Source organism: Bacterioplanoides sp. (genome assembly GCF_965219715.1).
Lineage (GTDB): Bacteria > Pseudomonadota > Gammaproteobacteria > Pseudomonadales > Oceanobacteraceae > Bacterioplanoides.
On record NZ_OZ244785.1, the window covers coordinates 489396 to 504903 of the forward strand.

General features: G+C 49.3%; 16 protein-coding genes. 2 read left to right on the forward strand and 14 right to left on the reverse strand.

Annotation, left to right across the window (positions count from 1 at the left end):
• Window positions 1–135: 135 nt before the first annotated feature.
• From ACOQOZ_RS02760 to ACOQOZ_RS02775, 4 genes are all read right to left on the reverse strand, one after another.
• Window positions 136–1320, reverse strand: coding sequence for a PepSY-associated TM helix domain-containing protein (locus tag ACOQOZ_RS02760; RefSeq protein ID WP_420590762.1), 1185 nt, complete (start codon window positions 1318–1320; stop codon window positions 136–138).
• A 26-nt stretch (window positions 1321–1346) separates the two neighbouring features.
• Window positions 1347–1685, reverse strand: a complete 339-nt coding sequence (locus ACOQOZ_RS02765) for a DUF86 domain-containing protein (RefSeq protein WP_420590763.1) — start codon at window positions 1683–1685, stop codon at window positions 1347–1349.
• On the reverse strand, window positions 1678–1968 hold the full coding sequence (locus tag ACOQOZ_RS02770) for a nucleotidyltransferase family protein (RefSeq protein WP_420590764.1): 291 nt from the start codon (window positions 1966–1968) through the stop codon (window positions 1678–1680). The genes ACOQOZ_RS02765 and ACOQOZ_RS02770 overlap by 8 nt, the downstream gene beginning before the upstream one ends.
• A 74-nt stretch (window positions 1969–2042) precedes the next feature.
• Window positions 2043–2435, reverse strand: a complete 393-nt coding sequence (locus tag ACOQOZ_RS02775) for an MAPEG family protein (RefSeq protein ID WP_420590765.1) — start codon at window positions 2433–2435, stop codon at window positions 2043–2045.
• 381 nt (window positions 2436–2816) lie between these two features.
• On the opposite strand from ACOQOZ_RS02775, the gene ACOQOZ_RS02780 reads away from it, so the two are divergent.
• Window positions 2817–4406: a TIGR04141 family sporadically distributed protein gene (locus ACOQOZ_RS02780; protein ID WP_420590766.1), complete on the forward strand. Its 1590-nt coding sequence runs from the start codon at window positions 2817–2819 to the stop codon at window positions 4404–4406.
• A gap of 238 nt (window positions 4407–4644) precedes the next feature.
• Window positions 4645–4884: a DUF3297 family protein gene (locus ACOQOZ_RS02785; protein WP_420590767.1), complete on the forward strand. Its 240-nt coding sequence runs from the start codon at window positions 4645–4647 to the stop codon at window positions 4882–4884.
• 109 nt (window positions 4885–4993) lie between these two features.
• Here the strand turns inward: ACOQOZ_RS02785 and ACOQOZ_RS02790 are convergent, their stop codons facing one another.
• The 10 genes from ACOQOZ_RS02790 to dapE all read right to left on the reverse strand — a co-directional run bounded on the left by ACOQOZ_RS02790 (window position 4994) and on the right by dapE (window position 15440).
• A complete protein-coding gene (locus tag ACOQOZ_RS02790) occupies window positions 4994–6406 on the reverse strand; it encodes a coniferyl aldehyde dehydrogenase (protein WP_420590768.1) in 1413 nt (470 codons plus the stop codon).
• Between the two features lie 197 nt (window positions 6407–6603).
• Complete coding sequence (gene hepT, locus ACOQOZ_RS02795; RefSeq protein ID WP_420590769.1) at window positions 6604–7017, reverse strand: type VII toxin-antitoxin system HepT family RNase toxin; 414 nt, start codon at window positions 7015–7017, stop codon at window positions 6604–6606.
• Entirely contained in the window at window positions 7014–7376 is a 363-nt protein-coding gene (mntA, locus tag ACOQOZ_RS02800) for a type VII toxin-antitoxin system MntA family adenylyltransferase antitoxin (protein ID WP_420590770.1), read from the reverse strand. The genes hepT and mntA overlap by 4 nt, the downstream gene beginning before the upstream one ends.
• 11 nt (window positions 7377–7387) lie before the next feature.
• Window positions 7388–8080, reverse strand: a complete 693-nt coding sequence (locus ACOQOZ_RS02805) for a Fic family protein (RefSeq protein ID WP_420590771.1) — start codon at window positions 8078–8080, stop codon at window positions 7388–7390.
• A gap of 114 nt (window positions 8081–8194) precedes the next feature.
• On the reverse strand, window positions 8195–11149 hold the full coding sequence (locus ACOQOZ_RS02810) for a valine--tRNA ligase (RefSeq protein WP_420590772.1): 2955 nt from the start codon (window positions 11147–11149) through the stop codon (window positions 8195–8197).
• A gap of 228 nt (window positions 11150–11377) precedes the next feature.
• A complete protein-coding gene (locus ACOQOZ_RS02815) occupies window positions 11378–12232 on the reverse strand; it encodes a hypothetical protein (protein WP_420590773.1) in 855 nt (284 codons plus the stop codon).
• Entirely contained in the window at window positions 12233–12670 is a 438-nt protein-coding gene (locus ACOQOZ_RS02820) for a DNA polymerase III subunit chi (RefSeq protein WP_420590774.1), read from the reverse strand.
• Window positions 12671–12686: 16 nt separating this feature from the next.
• Window positions 12687–13355 carry a TetR family transcriptional regulator gene (locus ACOQOZ_RS02825; protein WP_420590775.1) on the reverse strand — a complete coding sequence of 223 codons (669 nt, stop codon included), beginning with the start codon at window positions 13353–13355 and terminating at the stop codon, window positions 12687–12689.
• A gap of 32 nt (window positions 13356–13387) precedes the next feature.
• Window positions 13388–14305 (reverse strand): putative RNA methyltransferase, encoded by a 918-nt coding sequence (locus ACOQOZ_RS02830; protein ID WP_420590776.1) that lies wholly within the window; start codon window positions 14303–14305, stop codon window positions 13388–13390.
• Between the two features lies 1 nt (window position 14306).
• Complete coding sequence (dapE, locus tag ACOQOZ_RS02835; RefSeq protein WP_420590777.1) at window positions 14307–15440, reverse strand: succinyl-diaminopimelate desuccinylase; 1134 nt, start codon at window positions 15438–15440, stop codon at window positions 14307–14309.
• Window positions 15441–15508 lie beyond the last annotated feature (68 nt).

Consider the following 15508-nt stretch of genomic DNA (forward strand, 5'->3'; position numbering starts at 1 on the left):
ATGAACAGACTGTGAACTCTTGTTGTTTTGGACAACTTTTTACGCCGTTCTTACGCGGATGTTCGTTACGCTGGTTTTGTGAATTACCAATTGGCCCATCAGATTACATAATGGCTCAGTCGTTAAAAGAACAAGTCAGTGTGAAGTTTTCTTTTCACGATGGTTTTGGCGTTTTTTTAACCAGATAACGATGCCGCTGTAGCTGAAATAACAGATCATTAATCCCAATAAAAACACCAGTAATTGATAAGGCCAGCCGAATACTTCCGCCATATGCAAACCGTATAACCACTGAGTTACGGTAATTGCTGCGTGTTGTTCACTCGGCCAGTATTCGCCTAATAATTGACCACTATTAGCATCGATGTATATCCGGCTGCGGGTCAGTTGTGGGTCGAGATCCCGGGATGAATTAAACCGATAAACATAACTGTTGGAGAATTCGCTGTAGCGGATTGAACCTTCTAGGCCGAGTTCCAGTCGGTATTTCTCGCTTAAATCTTGTGCGTGCTGACGGGCGAACATCAGCGCTTTATACATCTTCATTTCCGGAAGTTGATGGCCTGCAGAGGGTGTAGCCGGTGGTTCGCCGAGTACCGTGTAGGTCACCGGTTTATAAACATCGCGCAGGTTAAATGCCACCGACGACCAGGCAAAAATCAGTAACAATCCCCACAACCATAAACCGGCCGAGCGGTGTAATAAAAAATGAAATGAATAACCACGGCTGCGCCAGCGCATTTTAAAACTCTGCTTCCAGCGGCTGAAAAATAACCGTAAGCGAAACACCTTCACTACCGGCAAGGTTGTTACCAGTGAGATAAAACAATCCAGCGTCCACAGCAGGGCGACAATACCCAACAACCAATAGCCCCAGTTATTTGGAATCCATAAGGTGTAATGCAGTTTATAGATAAAACCCATCAGGTTTCGCAAGCTCTGGCCAAGGTCGGATGGGTCGCGCAGGCCGATGATGTCGGCGGTGTAGGGATTAATAAATAACTGACTGAAGCCACCGTCATGACGTACCCAGATCAGTAATGACCGACCATCGCGGAAATTCAATGGCATGGTGTTGAACTCACCATCAAATGTGGCGACGTGGCGTCGTGCGATCAGGAATAATTCACTCGGCTCCAGAAACTGATCACCGTGCTCGGCGGTATAAAACAACTGCGGGTTCAGCCATTCATCAATTTCGTCGTGATAGGCCAGGGCTGCCCCGGTTATGCCAGTAACAATCAGGAATAGCGCGGCTGTTAAACCGAGGTAGCGGTGTAGCAGGATAAACCATTGTTTGTGTCTGGCGTGGGTGAACATGAATAATTAAGGGGGATGGCTCAGGGTTATTTATTGTTGAGCTCTTCGAGCTGCACGAGTAATTCTGGAATGTTCTCAGAAACTATGTTCCAGAGAATATCGTTATCGATACCAAGGTAGCCATGAATCAGCTGATTTCTTGTTGCTACCATCATTCGCCAGGGGACCTCTGGGTATTGGTCTCGAATACCCGGTGGAATATGAGTTGCCGCTTCACCGATAACTTCGATATTTCGGATAGTGGCATCGTAAGTGAGGCTGCTGGATTCAAAGTCAACCTGAGTCATATCTGCGGTATAGCTAAGAATCTTCTCAGAACAGGAAATCATATCCTGAATATAGAACTGCCATTCACGATCAGACATCTATGCGATCCTGATTAATATAAGGCTCTAGTTCTTTGCGCAGTGCTTTGCGGGTAACCAGATCAACGGAAGAACCGAGCATATCTTCTAAATAGAACTGAACTCCAAAGAACTGCTTTGAGGTGGCAGGGCCATCGAAGTCGATGAGGATGTCTATATCGCTGTCATCGTTAGCTGTATTACGCGCCGTGGAGCCAAACAGAGACAACGCAGACAAGCGATAACGCTCCTGCAGAATTGGCTTGCAACGAGATAGAATCTCCAAGACCTGGTCTCTGTTCACAGTCGCCTCCTTAGGCAGATCTGAATGGATAAGGGAAAGTTTAACCCAGATTGGCAGTTAGCCAAAAGCACCGATCACTTCAATAACGGCGCTACCACCAGCACACAGCTGCTGACAAAACCTACGCCCCAGCTCAGGCTGCGCATTGCATGAACATCCATCCAATAGAACACCGTGTAGAGCACCCGGCCAGCGATAAATAGCAGGCAACAGGCATTAACCAGAGTTTCGTCTGCCTGGAAAAACAACGCGCAGAACAGGCCTGCAATAAAGACTGGCAGTGCTTCAAGACTGTTCATGTGAGCGGAGAGTGCGCGTTTGCCGAAACCAGTCAGCTGCGCCTGCTGATCTCGCGGGTAGCGGTTGTTGTAGCCGCCTTTCTGTTGGTTCATGGCGTATGCCACCGGCATCTTAGTGATTACGATCGACAGGATGGCGAATAGTACAGTCAGTACTGGGATGGTCATTTATCAGGCTCCGGTTAGGAATGAGTCAGGTTGTGAAAGTGTCGGACAGTGTGGCTGGCTGCGGTGTTCGGTTGAAGGGTGAATCAAGACAGAAGGGTGGTAAATACGGACAGGGTTGGTTGTGGTTGAGTTGGCCTATCTGCGCAGGTTGATTGTCGGATTGGCCTAAAAACAATGGAAGATGTCGTCTCAGGTCAATTTATTAATGGATAAGATTGTTAGTATTGGGGCCAATATTGAATGAGTCTGCCAAGGTTTTACTGCTCTGAGGTTGAAGAGTAGGGGTGGACAGGGAATACAAGGATCTCGTGTGATGACGGTCATACGTTACTTCTGGAACATCTCATTTTTAGGAAAAATAGAGTTGTAAGGGGAAAGAGTATGAAAAAGGATGTGGTCGCATACTTAGCAAAGGAAGGTGTTACTAAAGATGATTTTATTGACAGAAGTTCGCGGCCGCAGCGGATCGAAATTAATCATGATGACTTGGTGGCAGAGCTTTATATCAAAAGGAAAGAAAGCACTCCCCAATGGCTGGAGTTGTTTAGTGACATTGATATTAGTGATGCGCTTAGAAAACAGAGCACTCTCAGAGGTCTATTGTTAGTCGAATCTGGTGATAGATTGATAGCTCTAACCTTTGGCCATGGCAGGTCATTAATAAAACAACACTTAATAGTTCGTGGATTCGGACTGAGGGTTGCGATGAACCTTGGCAACCCGAAGCAATTGAAATCTATCGATAAATCTACATTAGACAAAGTCTCGTTAAACACCAGATCTCAAGCAGCAAAAAATACTGGGGTAGAGGACTTTGGATTTGAATTTGATCACGAAATATTGAAGTCGTTAACTGCTATTGTGGATGGAGATGATGAAGATCTCGAAATAGTATCAGGTAAGGATTCTGTTTCGTTATATACGGATATTCGTTTTGATACGATTCAGGAGATTGTCGATCGACTTATCGAGGCTTATAAGTTAGAAGATTTTCGCCGAACATATCCTTGGGCTGAAGATATTGAGCCTGAGCGTGATGGTTTGATTGTCGATGCGTTAGACGAGCTGGTTGTTACTAAGCTAAACCGAGGAGAGATAGACGGTCTGTGGATGTCACCACCAGAGATTATCGACTATATGGATTTTTCTGGGTTTGTATACCGCCAGCGAGATCCCATTGTTAAGTACCAAGAATTAAATTTACCTTCTTTTATAAGCGATGCTGGATTTCGAGGTGATTTAACCGTTTCTTCCCTCAAGTCAAAGAAGGTGTGTATCTACAATGCTTCGGAAAGCTATAAAGAGCATTGGAGCGCTTTTCGCTGTTTAAATGGTGAAATGGATCTGGATGGAGCAAGATATATCCTAAATGACGGGCAATGGTACAAGATTAAGCAATCATTCTACGAAGAGGTTTGTGATTTCTTTAATGGAATTAAAAAATCGAACTTACTCTTTCCAGATTATCAAGGTCGAAAAGAAGGCCCTTACCTACGTTCAATCGCGAATGATGTTGATTTGGCGCTATTAGATCAGAAGTGGGTCAGACCGAACGGCGTTACGAATAACTTGGAATTTTGCGATCTGTTATCAAGCTGTAATGGGATTATCCACGTGAAGAAATATGGCGCATCTTCCGTATTAAATCATCTATTCGCCCAAGCCTACCAGTCCATAGAAATGCTCGTTAATAGCCCAGAAGTTATTGAGAGAGTTAACGAACATCTTGCGAATACGAAATTGACTTTGAATTTTGATCCAAATATTTCTCCACGGGTTCAAAGAATTGTTTTGGCAATTATGGATCATCGAAATGGGGATCTAGATATTCCATTCTTTGCCAAAGTTAATCTTCGGCAGTATGTCAGAAAAATCACTGCTATGGGGTTTGCTGTCGAGCTAGCTAAAATTAATATGGGCTTGCCGATGACAGATTTGGAATTAAAGGCTGAAGAGAAAGCCTTAGCTTGATTAGTTGAATTTTGAGTATATCTAGATTTAGAGAGTTATGCGCCGATTACTTGATATAAGATCCATAGGTAATTAGCCAGTACTTGAACACTAGGGAATAGTTTATAGCAACCTATGTGCTATTTGACCGGTTAAAGTAATGTTTGGTGAAAACATCCTGGTTGTCTGCCTTTGGCTATCCCCCTACAATGTCGCTCGTTTTTACACTATCCCATTACCTTAAACTCAGGTTGTAACAATGAGCGACAAGCCAGCACTGCCAGACCACCTGTCTGTTAACCCTAAAAGCAAGTTCTACGCAGAAGAGTACTTCGAGCATGAAGTCGGTATCCGCCTGAACGGCAAAGAGCGCAACAACGTTGAAGAATACTGCATCAGCGAAGGCTGGGTGAAAGTATCCTCACCAGTTGCCAAAGACCGTTTCGGCAACCCAATGCTGGTGAAGCTGAAAGGCGAAGTAGAAGCGTTCTACAAGTAAGTCTCAGTGCTTTTCCTAGCCAGCTATTCGCTGAATAGCTGGCAACAAAAACCGCCCAACCTTTCTCAAGGTGGGCGGTTTTTTTATTGCTTCAAAGCAAGACCAAAATCTACAGACGCAGTTTCAGCATCAGGTTGGTCACGTTCTTAAACAGTGGGCCGTACGGTGGCGCCAACATCAGAATAATCTTAGACGTCATGGTCGACTGCTTAAATACCGGACGCAGTTTCGAGAACTCAATGAAGCCTTCGATGCCATGGTAGTGGCCCATGCCGCTGTTACCAACACCACCAAATGGCATGTCGTGTTGAGCAACGTGGAACATGCTGTCGTTAATACATACCGCACCAGACAGGGTGCTGTAGAACACCTTATCCTGGAACTTCTTATCGTTAGAGAACATATACAGTGCCAGCGGACGCTCGCGCTCGTTAATGTACTCAACCACGTCGTCCAGCGACTTGTAGGTTTTGATCGGGAACAGCGGCCCGAAAATTTCGTCCTGCATAATGATCATATCGTCAGTCGGGTTAACGACGACGTGAGGCGCAATCTTCTGACCTTCGGTATTGCTGTCATCACCGCTCAGCAGGTTGATGCATTCTGCGCCTTTTTCTTTGGCGTCCGCCAGAGTCGCGGTTAAACGATTAAACGCCGCTTCATCGATGATGGCGGTTAGGTCGTTATTGTTGACGCTGTCGTAGCGGCTGCCAACGATGTCTTTGGCGTGCTTAACGAACTCTTCAACTTTACCTTCCGGCACGAACAGGTAGTCCGGCGCCACACAGGTCTGGCCCGCGTTTAAGAACTTGGTGAAGGTCACACGTTCTGCCGCCGTACGGATATCGAAATCCGGTGCGATGATGGTTGGAGATTTACCACCCAGTTCCAGCGTAACCGGCGTCAGGTTTTTAGACGCCGCTTCCATGACCACTTTACCGGTGGCGGCAGAGCCGGTGAATACCATGTGATCCCACGGCATGGAGGAGAATTTGCGTGCTGATGTACCCGGAATTACCGCCAGTACAGTTTCATCCAGTACCGGAGAAATAATCTCGTCTAATAAACGACACAGGTTCTGCGAGTTTGCAGCCTGCTTAACGATACAGCGGTTACCGGCAGCCATGGCGCTGACAACCGGGCCCAGAGCCAGTAGCAGCGGGTAGTTCCATGGGGTAACGACACCAATCACACCTTTCGGCTGAGGAATCAGCTTGTTACTGGCGCCTTTAAACGCCAGGCCAACGTGACGACGTTGCGGCTTTGACCACTTCTTCAGACGCTTCTTGGCATCGGCGATGTTGCCCATCAGCGGTACCAGTTCCAGCAGGGTGGATTCGTTGTGGGAGCGGCCACCAAAGTCTTTATCAATGGCGTCACAGATACGATCGCGGTTAGCGTCGATCACCTGGGCCAGTTTTTCCAGGTTGTCTTTACGTTCCTGAATGCTTGGGTAGGCGTGTTTACGGGAAGCTTCGTATTGCTTCTTATAGGTAGCCTGAAGTCTTTCTGAAGGAGTCATAGGAGATCAGTTTCGTTAATGTTATTAGAGTATTTACTCAGGTGAGTGTACCGTGCTTTTCGAGGCAAATCGACATTAGTATTAAGAATAAATATTTAGAACGTTGGGGCATAAAGGCGATGGCTGCCATGCGGCTTTTGGAGGCATAAAAAAACCGCCCAACTCAGGGAGTAGGGCGGTTTTTGTTGGATCCGAGTTTAATGGCTCAGGTAATCCAGACCGGCTCCAATAAACTCGCCTAATGCTTCGTATTGCTTATTCACGATGACGGCTTCGATACGAGCCCAGTCCAGATTCAGGTAATCATGAACAATCGCATTTCTCATCCCAGCGGCGCCTTTCAGTGTCGCGTGAGGAATGTTGCTATTCAATAGGTCATGAGCGGTTAGCAGGTTTTTATAAGCATCACCAGAGTGGGTTTTTCCGGCTTTTTTGCAGCAATGTTTAGCTACACCGATGGCAGCTTCGATCATGATTTGCAGGCTACGCTCTGCAGCGAGACGTTCGATTTTACGCAGCGGCTGTAGTTTTATGGCTTCAGCAAGTTCGTTTAATGTTTCGAGTTGTTCCTGCACATGCTGGCGCATGGAGATAACGTAAGCTTCATTCATCCTTGCTGGCTCCAGTATTTAAAATCTTCCCATTTCGACCACACCCTTTGTTCAATCAGCATTGCCTGATCTTCACCGAAAAGGCGTTTACCTTCGATTGCTTCGAAAGCGAGTGGCGCAGGTGCTTCGATGATTGAGATAGAGTTAACATCACGTTGAGTTAAATCACTCAGAGCTGAATCAAACTCAGGGAGTTGCTGCCAGGAATCAGACTGTTCTGGCAGCAGAAGGGCAAGATCAATATCGCTGTGTTCGTTGGCAGTTCCTTTGGCAAAGCTGCCATACAGCCAGGCTGCCAGAACCCCTTGCTGTTGCAAGTAATCAGATACTTGTTGGAGGAGTGCGTCAGATAGCTGCATCGGAAGCTCCTTTATTCCTGCATAATTTCTACGGCTCTGGGATCAAGACATGAGCGCATAAAGGCATTCATAGGGCCTTGCTCATCCGACTCATAAAAATCCAGCATCAGCTGGTTAAATTCCAGTTGCCGGGAGGCGGGTAGGTTAATCGCCGGGTAGCCTGCTTGCAGCAGAATACCATTCATCATAAAACGGCCCATGCGTTTATTGACGTCCCAGAAGAACTGATTGCGGGCCATGGTCAAGAATATATGAATAGCCTGATCGTAAATATCAGTCAGCTGATTCATATCGGCGACCATTTTTTCAAATGCAGCTGGCAACAAATCGGCTTTGGGCGGGGTGTAGCTGGTGCCTGCGATCAGAACGCCCCCTGTTCTGAAATGACCCCATTCCAACGCTTCTTCCAGTCCGGCTATGCCATGAAGTTTGCAGGCAATGTCTGCAGTTACTTCAAACTCATCATTTTTGATCATGGTGAATAAAGCATTCCAGGCTTTGCCCTGGTTTGCGGTAATCACCTGGTCGGTTAATTTACTGCCGCCAATGGTGATGCCATCGAGAATGGTCTGAACTTCCGGCAGGGTGAAATTAATATTTTCCAGCTGAATGGCGTTATGAACCAATGAAGACAGGTCATGCTTAGCCAGCATCAGGGCTTTAGCCTGATTGGGTTTGATCTGAACGAAAGCTTGTTGGTTCATAGGATAAAGCTCAGAAAGAGATTGGTTTTTCGCTATTTTAGCGGAAGCAGATAATAAAATCCCTCTGAGCTAAAAGCATCAGAGGGATTTAAAGTTCGAGAATTCAGCAGCTGATTACAGCGCCTGAATTTTCTCGATTTGCTCTTTCAGCTTAGCGATATCACGCTCGAAACCAGCGGCTTTTTCTTTCTCTTTTTCGATAACCGCAGCGGGAGCTTTGTCGGTAAAGCCTGGGTTGCCCAGCTTGTTGGTTACGCGATCCAGATCTTTGCCCAGCTTCTCAATCGATTTATTCAGACGCGCAACTTCGGCGTCTTTATCGATAAAGCCAGCCATTGGAATCAAAATTTCCATGTCGCCAACTAACTGAGTGACCGACATTGGTTCTTCATCACCTTCGTTCAGCCAGGTCAGCTTCTCCAGCTTGGCCAGCTTCATCAGGAAGGCCTGGTTTTCTTCAGCACGACGGAAGTCATCGTCGTCGCCGTTTTTGAACAATAATTCCAGTTCTTTACTTGGTGGAATCTGCTTTTCACCACGTACGTTACGTACCGCGGTGATCACATCCTGCAGCCATTTTACGTCAGCTTCCGCGTCGGTATCGATCAGGGCTTCCTGAGCTTGCGGGAATTCCGCCAGCATAATGCTGTCACCAGATTTACCCGCCAGCTCTTTTACCTGCTGCCAGATTTCTTCGGTGATAAACGGCATGATTGGGTGAGCCAGTCGTAATACCGCTTCCAGTACACGAACCAGAGTGCCCAGGGTGCCACGCTTAGCTTCGATTGGTGCATTTTCGTCCCACAGAACCGGCTTAGACAGTTCCAGGTACCAATCGCAGTATTCGTTCCAGATAAATTCGTACAGCGCAGACGCCGCCATATCGAAACGGTACTGGTCGAAGTGACGACGCACTTCCTGCTCGGCAAATTGCAGGCGGGAAATAATCCAGCGATCTGCCAGAGACAGCATTGCATCTTCGCCGTTGGCGCCACACTTGGCTTTCATTTCGTCAGTGATGGCGATGGTGGTGCCATCTGCTGCGGCTTTATCAACCGCTTCTTCGCCAGCAACCGATAACATCACATAACGCGAGGCGTTCCATAACTTGTTACAGAAGTTACGGTAACCCTCCAGACGTTTCATATCCCAGTTGATATCACGACCGGTAGAAGCCATCGCCGCCAGGGTGAAACGCAGGGCGTCGGTACCGTGTGGTGCAATGCCTTCCGGGAATTCTTTTTTCGTGCGCTTGCCAATTTTCTCAGCCAGCTGTGGCTGCATCATGTTGCCGGTACGCTTGTGCATCAGGTTGTCGAGGGAAATACCATCGATCATATCCAGTGGGTCGAGTACGTTACCCTTGGATTTCGACATCTTCTGACCGACTTCGTCACGAATCAGGCCGGTCACGTAAATGGTTTTAAACGGTACCTGAGCTTTGCCGTCTTCATCTTTGCAGAAGTGCATGGTCATCATGATCATGCGCGCAACCCAGAAGAAGATAATATCGAAACCGGTAACCAGAACGTCAGTCGGGTGGAAGTCCTGCATGCGTTTCAGTACTTCAGGATCATCCAGGTTTGGCCAGCCTAAGGTGCCGAAGGTCCATAGGGCAGAGGAGAACCAGGTATCCAGAACGTCGTTGTCCTGAACCAGTTCAACGTCGGCCGCCAGGTTGTTTTGCTCACGCACTTCTTCTTCGGTACGCGCAACGTAGACGTTACCTTCTTCGTCGTACCAGGCCGGGATACGGTGACCCCACCACAGCTGACGGGAAATACACCAGTCCTGGATGTCGCGCATCCAGGAGAAGTACATGTTTTCGTAGTTTTTCGGCACAAATTCGATGTCGCCGTTTTCAACCGCTTCGATAGCCGGTTTCGCCATGGTTTTCGCGTCAACGTACCATTGGTCGGTCAGCATTGGCTCAATCACCACGCCGCCACGGTCGCCATAAGGGATAACCATGTCGTTTTCAGCGATTTCAACCAGCAGGCCGGCTTCTTCGAAATCGGCCACAATGGCTTTACGCGCCGCAAAACGCTCCATGCCGCGGTATTTTTCAGGAATAAAACCAGACAGTTCGTTATTCACGCTGCCGTCGGTGTTGAAGGTCTGAGCTTCGTCGCGGATATCGGCGTTAAAGGTCAGCACGTTGATCATCGGTAATTTACAGCGCTGGCCAACTCCATAGTCATTGAAGTCGTGGGCCGGAGTGATTTTCACACAGCCGGTGCCTTTTTCCATATCGGCGTGTTCATCACCAACGATTGGAATACGACGCTCAACAAACGGCAGTACCACTTCTTTGCCAATTAAATGCTTGTAGCGTGGATCTTCCGGGTTAACGGCTACGCCGGTATCACCCAGCATGGTTTCCGGACGAGTTGTTGCGACCACGATATGAGCGTGTTCGTTACCGTCTTCGTCTTTGTAGGTTAAGCCGTCAGCCAGTGGGTATTTCAGGTGCCACATCTTGCCTTTTACGTCTTTGTTTTCGACTTCCAGGTCAGAGATGGCGGTGTGTAATTTCGGGTCCCAGTTAACCAGGCGCTTACCGCGGTAGATCAGGCCGTCTTTGTATAAACGAACGAATACTTCCTGAACCGCTTTGTAGAAACCGTCGTCCATGGTGAAACGTTCGGTTTCCCAGTCAACGGAGTTACCTAAACGGCGCATCTGGCTGGTGATGGTGCCACCGGAGTGTTCTTTCCACTCCCAGATTTTTTTAGTGAATTCTTCACGACCTAGCGCGTGACGATCTGGCTGGCCTTCCGCCGCCAGTTTACGCTCAACCACCATCTGGGTGGCGATACCGGCGTGGTCGGTACCAACCTGCCACAGGGCTTTGTTGCCGTTCATACGCTTGTAGCGGGTGAGGGCATCCTGAATGGTGTGCTGGAACGCGTGACCCATGTGCAGCGAGCCGGTGACGTTCGGCGGCGGAATCATGATGGAATATCCTTCGCCGGTCAGGTGGTCCTGATAAGGTTTGAAATAACCTTTCTCTTCCCACTGCTTGTACCAGTTTTGCTCTAAAGCGTTGGGTTGATACGTCTTATCCATAGTGCTCGTTGCTACTCGTTCGTTGTATTCGGGCGTTTTGTTCGGAATGCGTCAGTGGCGGGCGTTTGTTTAAATGCCAGTCAGTGCGCGAAAAATGGGGCGTATTATAGCGGAAGTAAAGCAAGGAAGCAGCCGGTTTTCAGCGGCTTTTACAGGCATAAAAAAACGCCGCTCAGGGCTGACTGAGCGGCGTTTTTGTTAATGACGTTGTTATTAATGGCGATGTGCTCAGAGTTTATCAGCCAGAATCTGACGTAACCGCGCTTCAATTTCCGGCATCATTTCGTGTACCAGCTGGTCGATGATGGCGGTTTTGTGCAGCTCGGTCAGTGGTACTGAACTGGCCGCTGGTGTAGCTGCAGGCTTGATCGGCTGTGGTGGTTCTTCCGCCGGAGTTCCCATGATTTTCGCCATGGTCGCTTGTGCCTGTTCGGCGCTGAACTGGGCGGCTTCACGTTCACGAGCCAGGCGCTCCAGTACCGCCTGGGGCAGGAATGGGTTGTTCGATGCCACTGTCGACTTGATTTGTGGCGCTGCAGTCGACATTAGTGGTGGTTCTGATGATTGTTGGGCAGATTGGTCGGATGAGCGCTCAACGGGCTGTTCAGTTTCCGCCCCCGCAGGCTGCCGGTCATCCAGTGCAAACACATCGTTGTCAGCCAGGGTTGGAATGTCGATATCGTTGGCGGCCGGGTTGCCCTGTGGTTCATCGAACAGGTCAACATACACGTCGCTGTTATTGTCCAGAGCACTGTCGATCAGATCGGCAATGGCGTTTGGATCAAAACTGGTGGCTTCTTCTTCGAGTGGGAAGATGGCTTCGTTGGAAGAGGGCTGGTTAGGATTGAATGCAGGTTTGGCGACGGCTTTGAGAACGGGGGCTTCGGGTTTGAGCAATGGTGGTTCCGATTGCATTGCCGCTTTGTCGCCCAGAGCATCACTGAGTACCGGGATGTCCTGGGCAGGCTCAATCACGGGTACGGCTTTTGCCTGATCCACCTGATCACTGGCGGCGTCATCAAGCACCCGCTGCAGTGTCTCTAACTCGTCTAACAAGTCACGTGGTTCGTTGCTGTTGCTCATCTAGCGCATTCTCATATCGGTATGGGTTATAGGATAACCCCGGTCTTGCAAATATTTATAGTGTTTTCGAGTGTAGTTCAGTACGTCGTCCTGTTGAACCACTACCTCAACCAGACGATGAAATCGGCTGAAAAAGTCTGGTAGCTGATGGCTGAGATTGATCAGCACATCATGCTGGTGTCCGGCATCGGCCTGCCAGCCAATACTGACCTGACAATTAGCCGGAGCCTGTGGATCATTCAGCAGGGCGTGGGGCACAAAGGCATCATCACGATAGCACCAGAGTAATTCACTAAATGCCTTAGCCTGTTGCTCTGAATCAAGCTGAATTAACACCTGATTGCCTTGGCGGCTGGCTTTTTCGGTTAAACGGCAGGCGAACTGCCATTGATCCTGCTGTTGTTGTCCGGCCAGGATATAGAAGCCAACGTCGGTCATCGCTTGTGTTCTCTGTTCATGGCTCGCCACGCTCGGTCTGGATAAAGCCGGCCATTAACCAGTGAATATGCTGGTGAAACACGGTTTTAAAATCGACCAGTAATATATTGAACGGCGGCTGTTGCATGGCCTCTGCGGCGGTTTCGCTTGGGTGAGCTATGTGCCAGCAGCCAATCATGGTGGCCTGAATATGGTGTAACAGGCTGATAGCCTGGGGAATGGAAATGCCCAGCCAGTCGGAAATTTTCTGGGCGAAACGTGCCATTAGTGGCATTAATTCGCGCTTAAAGTCTTTTGCTTCATCAACGGTCAGATTCTGTTCCAGCACGGTATGCAGAATGGCATTCAGGCGGCAAAACAGCGGATGCTGGTTGATCACTTCAACGCAGGCGTCGGCCGGAGTTCGTTGTTCATCCAGCGCCTCGGCAGAAACCACCATGGCTTCGAGCTGTTGCAGATAGAGCGCCAGAAACAGCGTTTCCTTTGAACGGAAATAGCGATACAGCGCCGCTTTAGTGATGCCGATGTGTTGTGCAATATCGATCAGATTCACCTTATCAAACGCGGCATCGTCAAAATGCACGGCCGCAGCGTCCAGAATTTGCTGGCGACGCAGGGCTTTTTGTTCCGGGCTTTTGGCTCGCTGGCGAATTTCCGGGATGGCGTTGTCTGATTTGGCGGTCATAAGGTACTGCAGTGACTTAACTCGCTAATGGGCTACTGATCAACATTCAGGTCAGAGGTATTCTGCGTTGCTGATGGGTTTTGTGCAAACTGGTGCAATACCACATCAATAGTGACGGTCAGGTTCTCCCGCGCCAGCAATCGATCACGCGCTTCCTGGCTGGCTTTCCATACATGGGGTGTCATCAACAGTAAGTCGTGAATCTGCTCCGAACTGGTCAGTTCAATGGTGTAGCTCAGCGGTTGTTCGTTAACGCAGAAAAATCCGTTGTCTTCCATTACCCGGGTCGGGTTAAAGCAGCTGTCTTTAACTTGCGGGTAGAGGATTTCGCGCATTTCGCGTAGATGGCCAAGGCCGGTATTGATGGTAAATACCTGACCTTCCGGGCGCAGTACCTTGCTGAAACCTTCCGGCATCAGGCGGGTAAACAAACAGCAGATATGGTCGAGGCTGTGTTGCTGAAACGGCAAGTCAGCGCCGGACGCAACCAGCCATTCGAGCTGATTGTTGGCCGCTTCAAGCTGTTTGCCACGACGAGCCGCCGCGCGTACCGCATCCTTGGAAATATCAACGCCGTAGACACGATGCGTATGTTGGCTGTTGCTCAGCGACTGCGATAAGCGGGTGGTGTAATAACCCTCGCCACAGCCAACATCACACAGCTGCAGTGACTGATCGGCAACCAGGCTGTTATTTACGGCCTTATTTAATAGCTCAGAAATAGGCTGGTATACACCGGAATCCAGCAGCCGTTGGCGTGCGTCGACCATGTCGGCACCGTCGCCGGGAGACTTTGAACGCTTTTTATGCGCCAGCAGTAAATTCAGGTATCCCTGGCGCGCACGGTCGAAGCTGTGGTTGTTGTCGCAGCGCCAGTGCTTATGGTCGTCACTGCTCAGTGGCTCGCGGCACACCGGGCAGATCAGTTGTGAAGGTAAAGCCTGGGTCATATCAGTCTGCTGCTAACAGCAGTTCCAGCATACGCTCGTAGATTTCGGTCAGGGTGTCGAGATCCTCGGCAGAGACGTGTTCATTCACCTGGTGGATTGTCGCATTAATAGGACCCAGTTCCAGTACCTGAGCACCGGTTGGCGCAATAAAGCGACCATCGGATGTACCACCTGCGGTCGACAGTTCGGTATCGCGACCGGTAATTTCTTTGATGGCCTGAACGCTGGCATCGACTAATGGACCGCAATCGGTTAGGAATGGCTGGCCGCTGAGGTTCCATTCGATATCGTATTTCAGACCGTGTTTGTCGAGGATGGCTTCGGTGCGTTGCTGCAGAATTTCAGCAGTCAGCTCGGTGGAGAAACGGAAGTTAAAGACAACTTCCAGTTCACCCGGAATCACGTTGGTGGCACCGGTGCCGGCGTTAATGTTTGAAATCTGGAAGCTGGTGGCTGGGAAGAAATCATTGCCTTCGTCCCAGTGTTCTGCCGCCAGTTCAGCCAGTGCTGGTGCGGCTGTGTGTACCGGGTTTTCGGCCAGGTGAGGGTAGGCCACGTGACCTTGCTTGCCGTGCACGCGCAAAATCGCACCTAATGATCCACGCCGGCCGTTCTTAACTGTGTCACCCACCAGGCTGGTGGATGATGGCTCGCCAACGATACACATATCGATTTTTTCGTTACGGGCTTCCAGCGTCTCAACCACTTTAACGGTGCCGTTTTTCGCCGGGCCTTCTTCATCGCTGGTGATCAGGTAGGCGATCGAACCTTTGTGGTTCGGGTGTTTTTTCACGAAGTTTTCGGTGGCGACCAGGAACGCAGCCAACGAGCCTTTCATATCCGCAGCGCCGCGGCCGTGTAGCATGCCGTCGATAACGGCAGGTTCAAACGGCGGGTTGTTCCAGTTCTTTTCCGGACCGGTTGGTACTACGTCGGTATGACCAGCGAAACACACCAGCGGGCCTTCGCTACCGCGGCGTGACCAGAAATTATCGACTTCTTCAAAGCGTAACTCTTCATTGTTGAAGCCAACCGCAGCCAGGCGCTCCATCATCAATGCCTGACAACCATCATCTTCTGGAGTGACGGAACGGCGACGGATCAGCTCTAGGGCCAGTTCTAAGGTTGGAGTCATGGAGATACCTAACTGCTTTAAACAAGGTGGATGTAAAAATCGGCGGCATGATAACACAGCTGTAACGA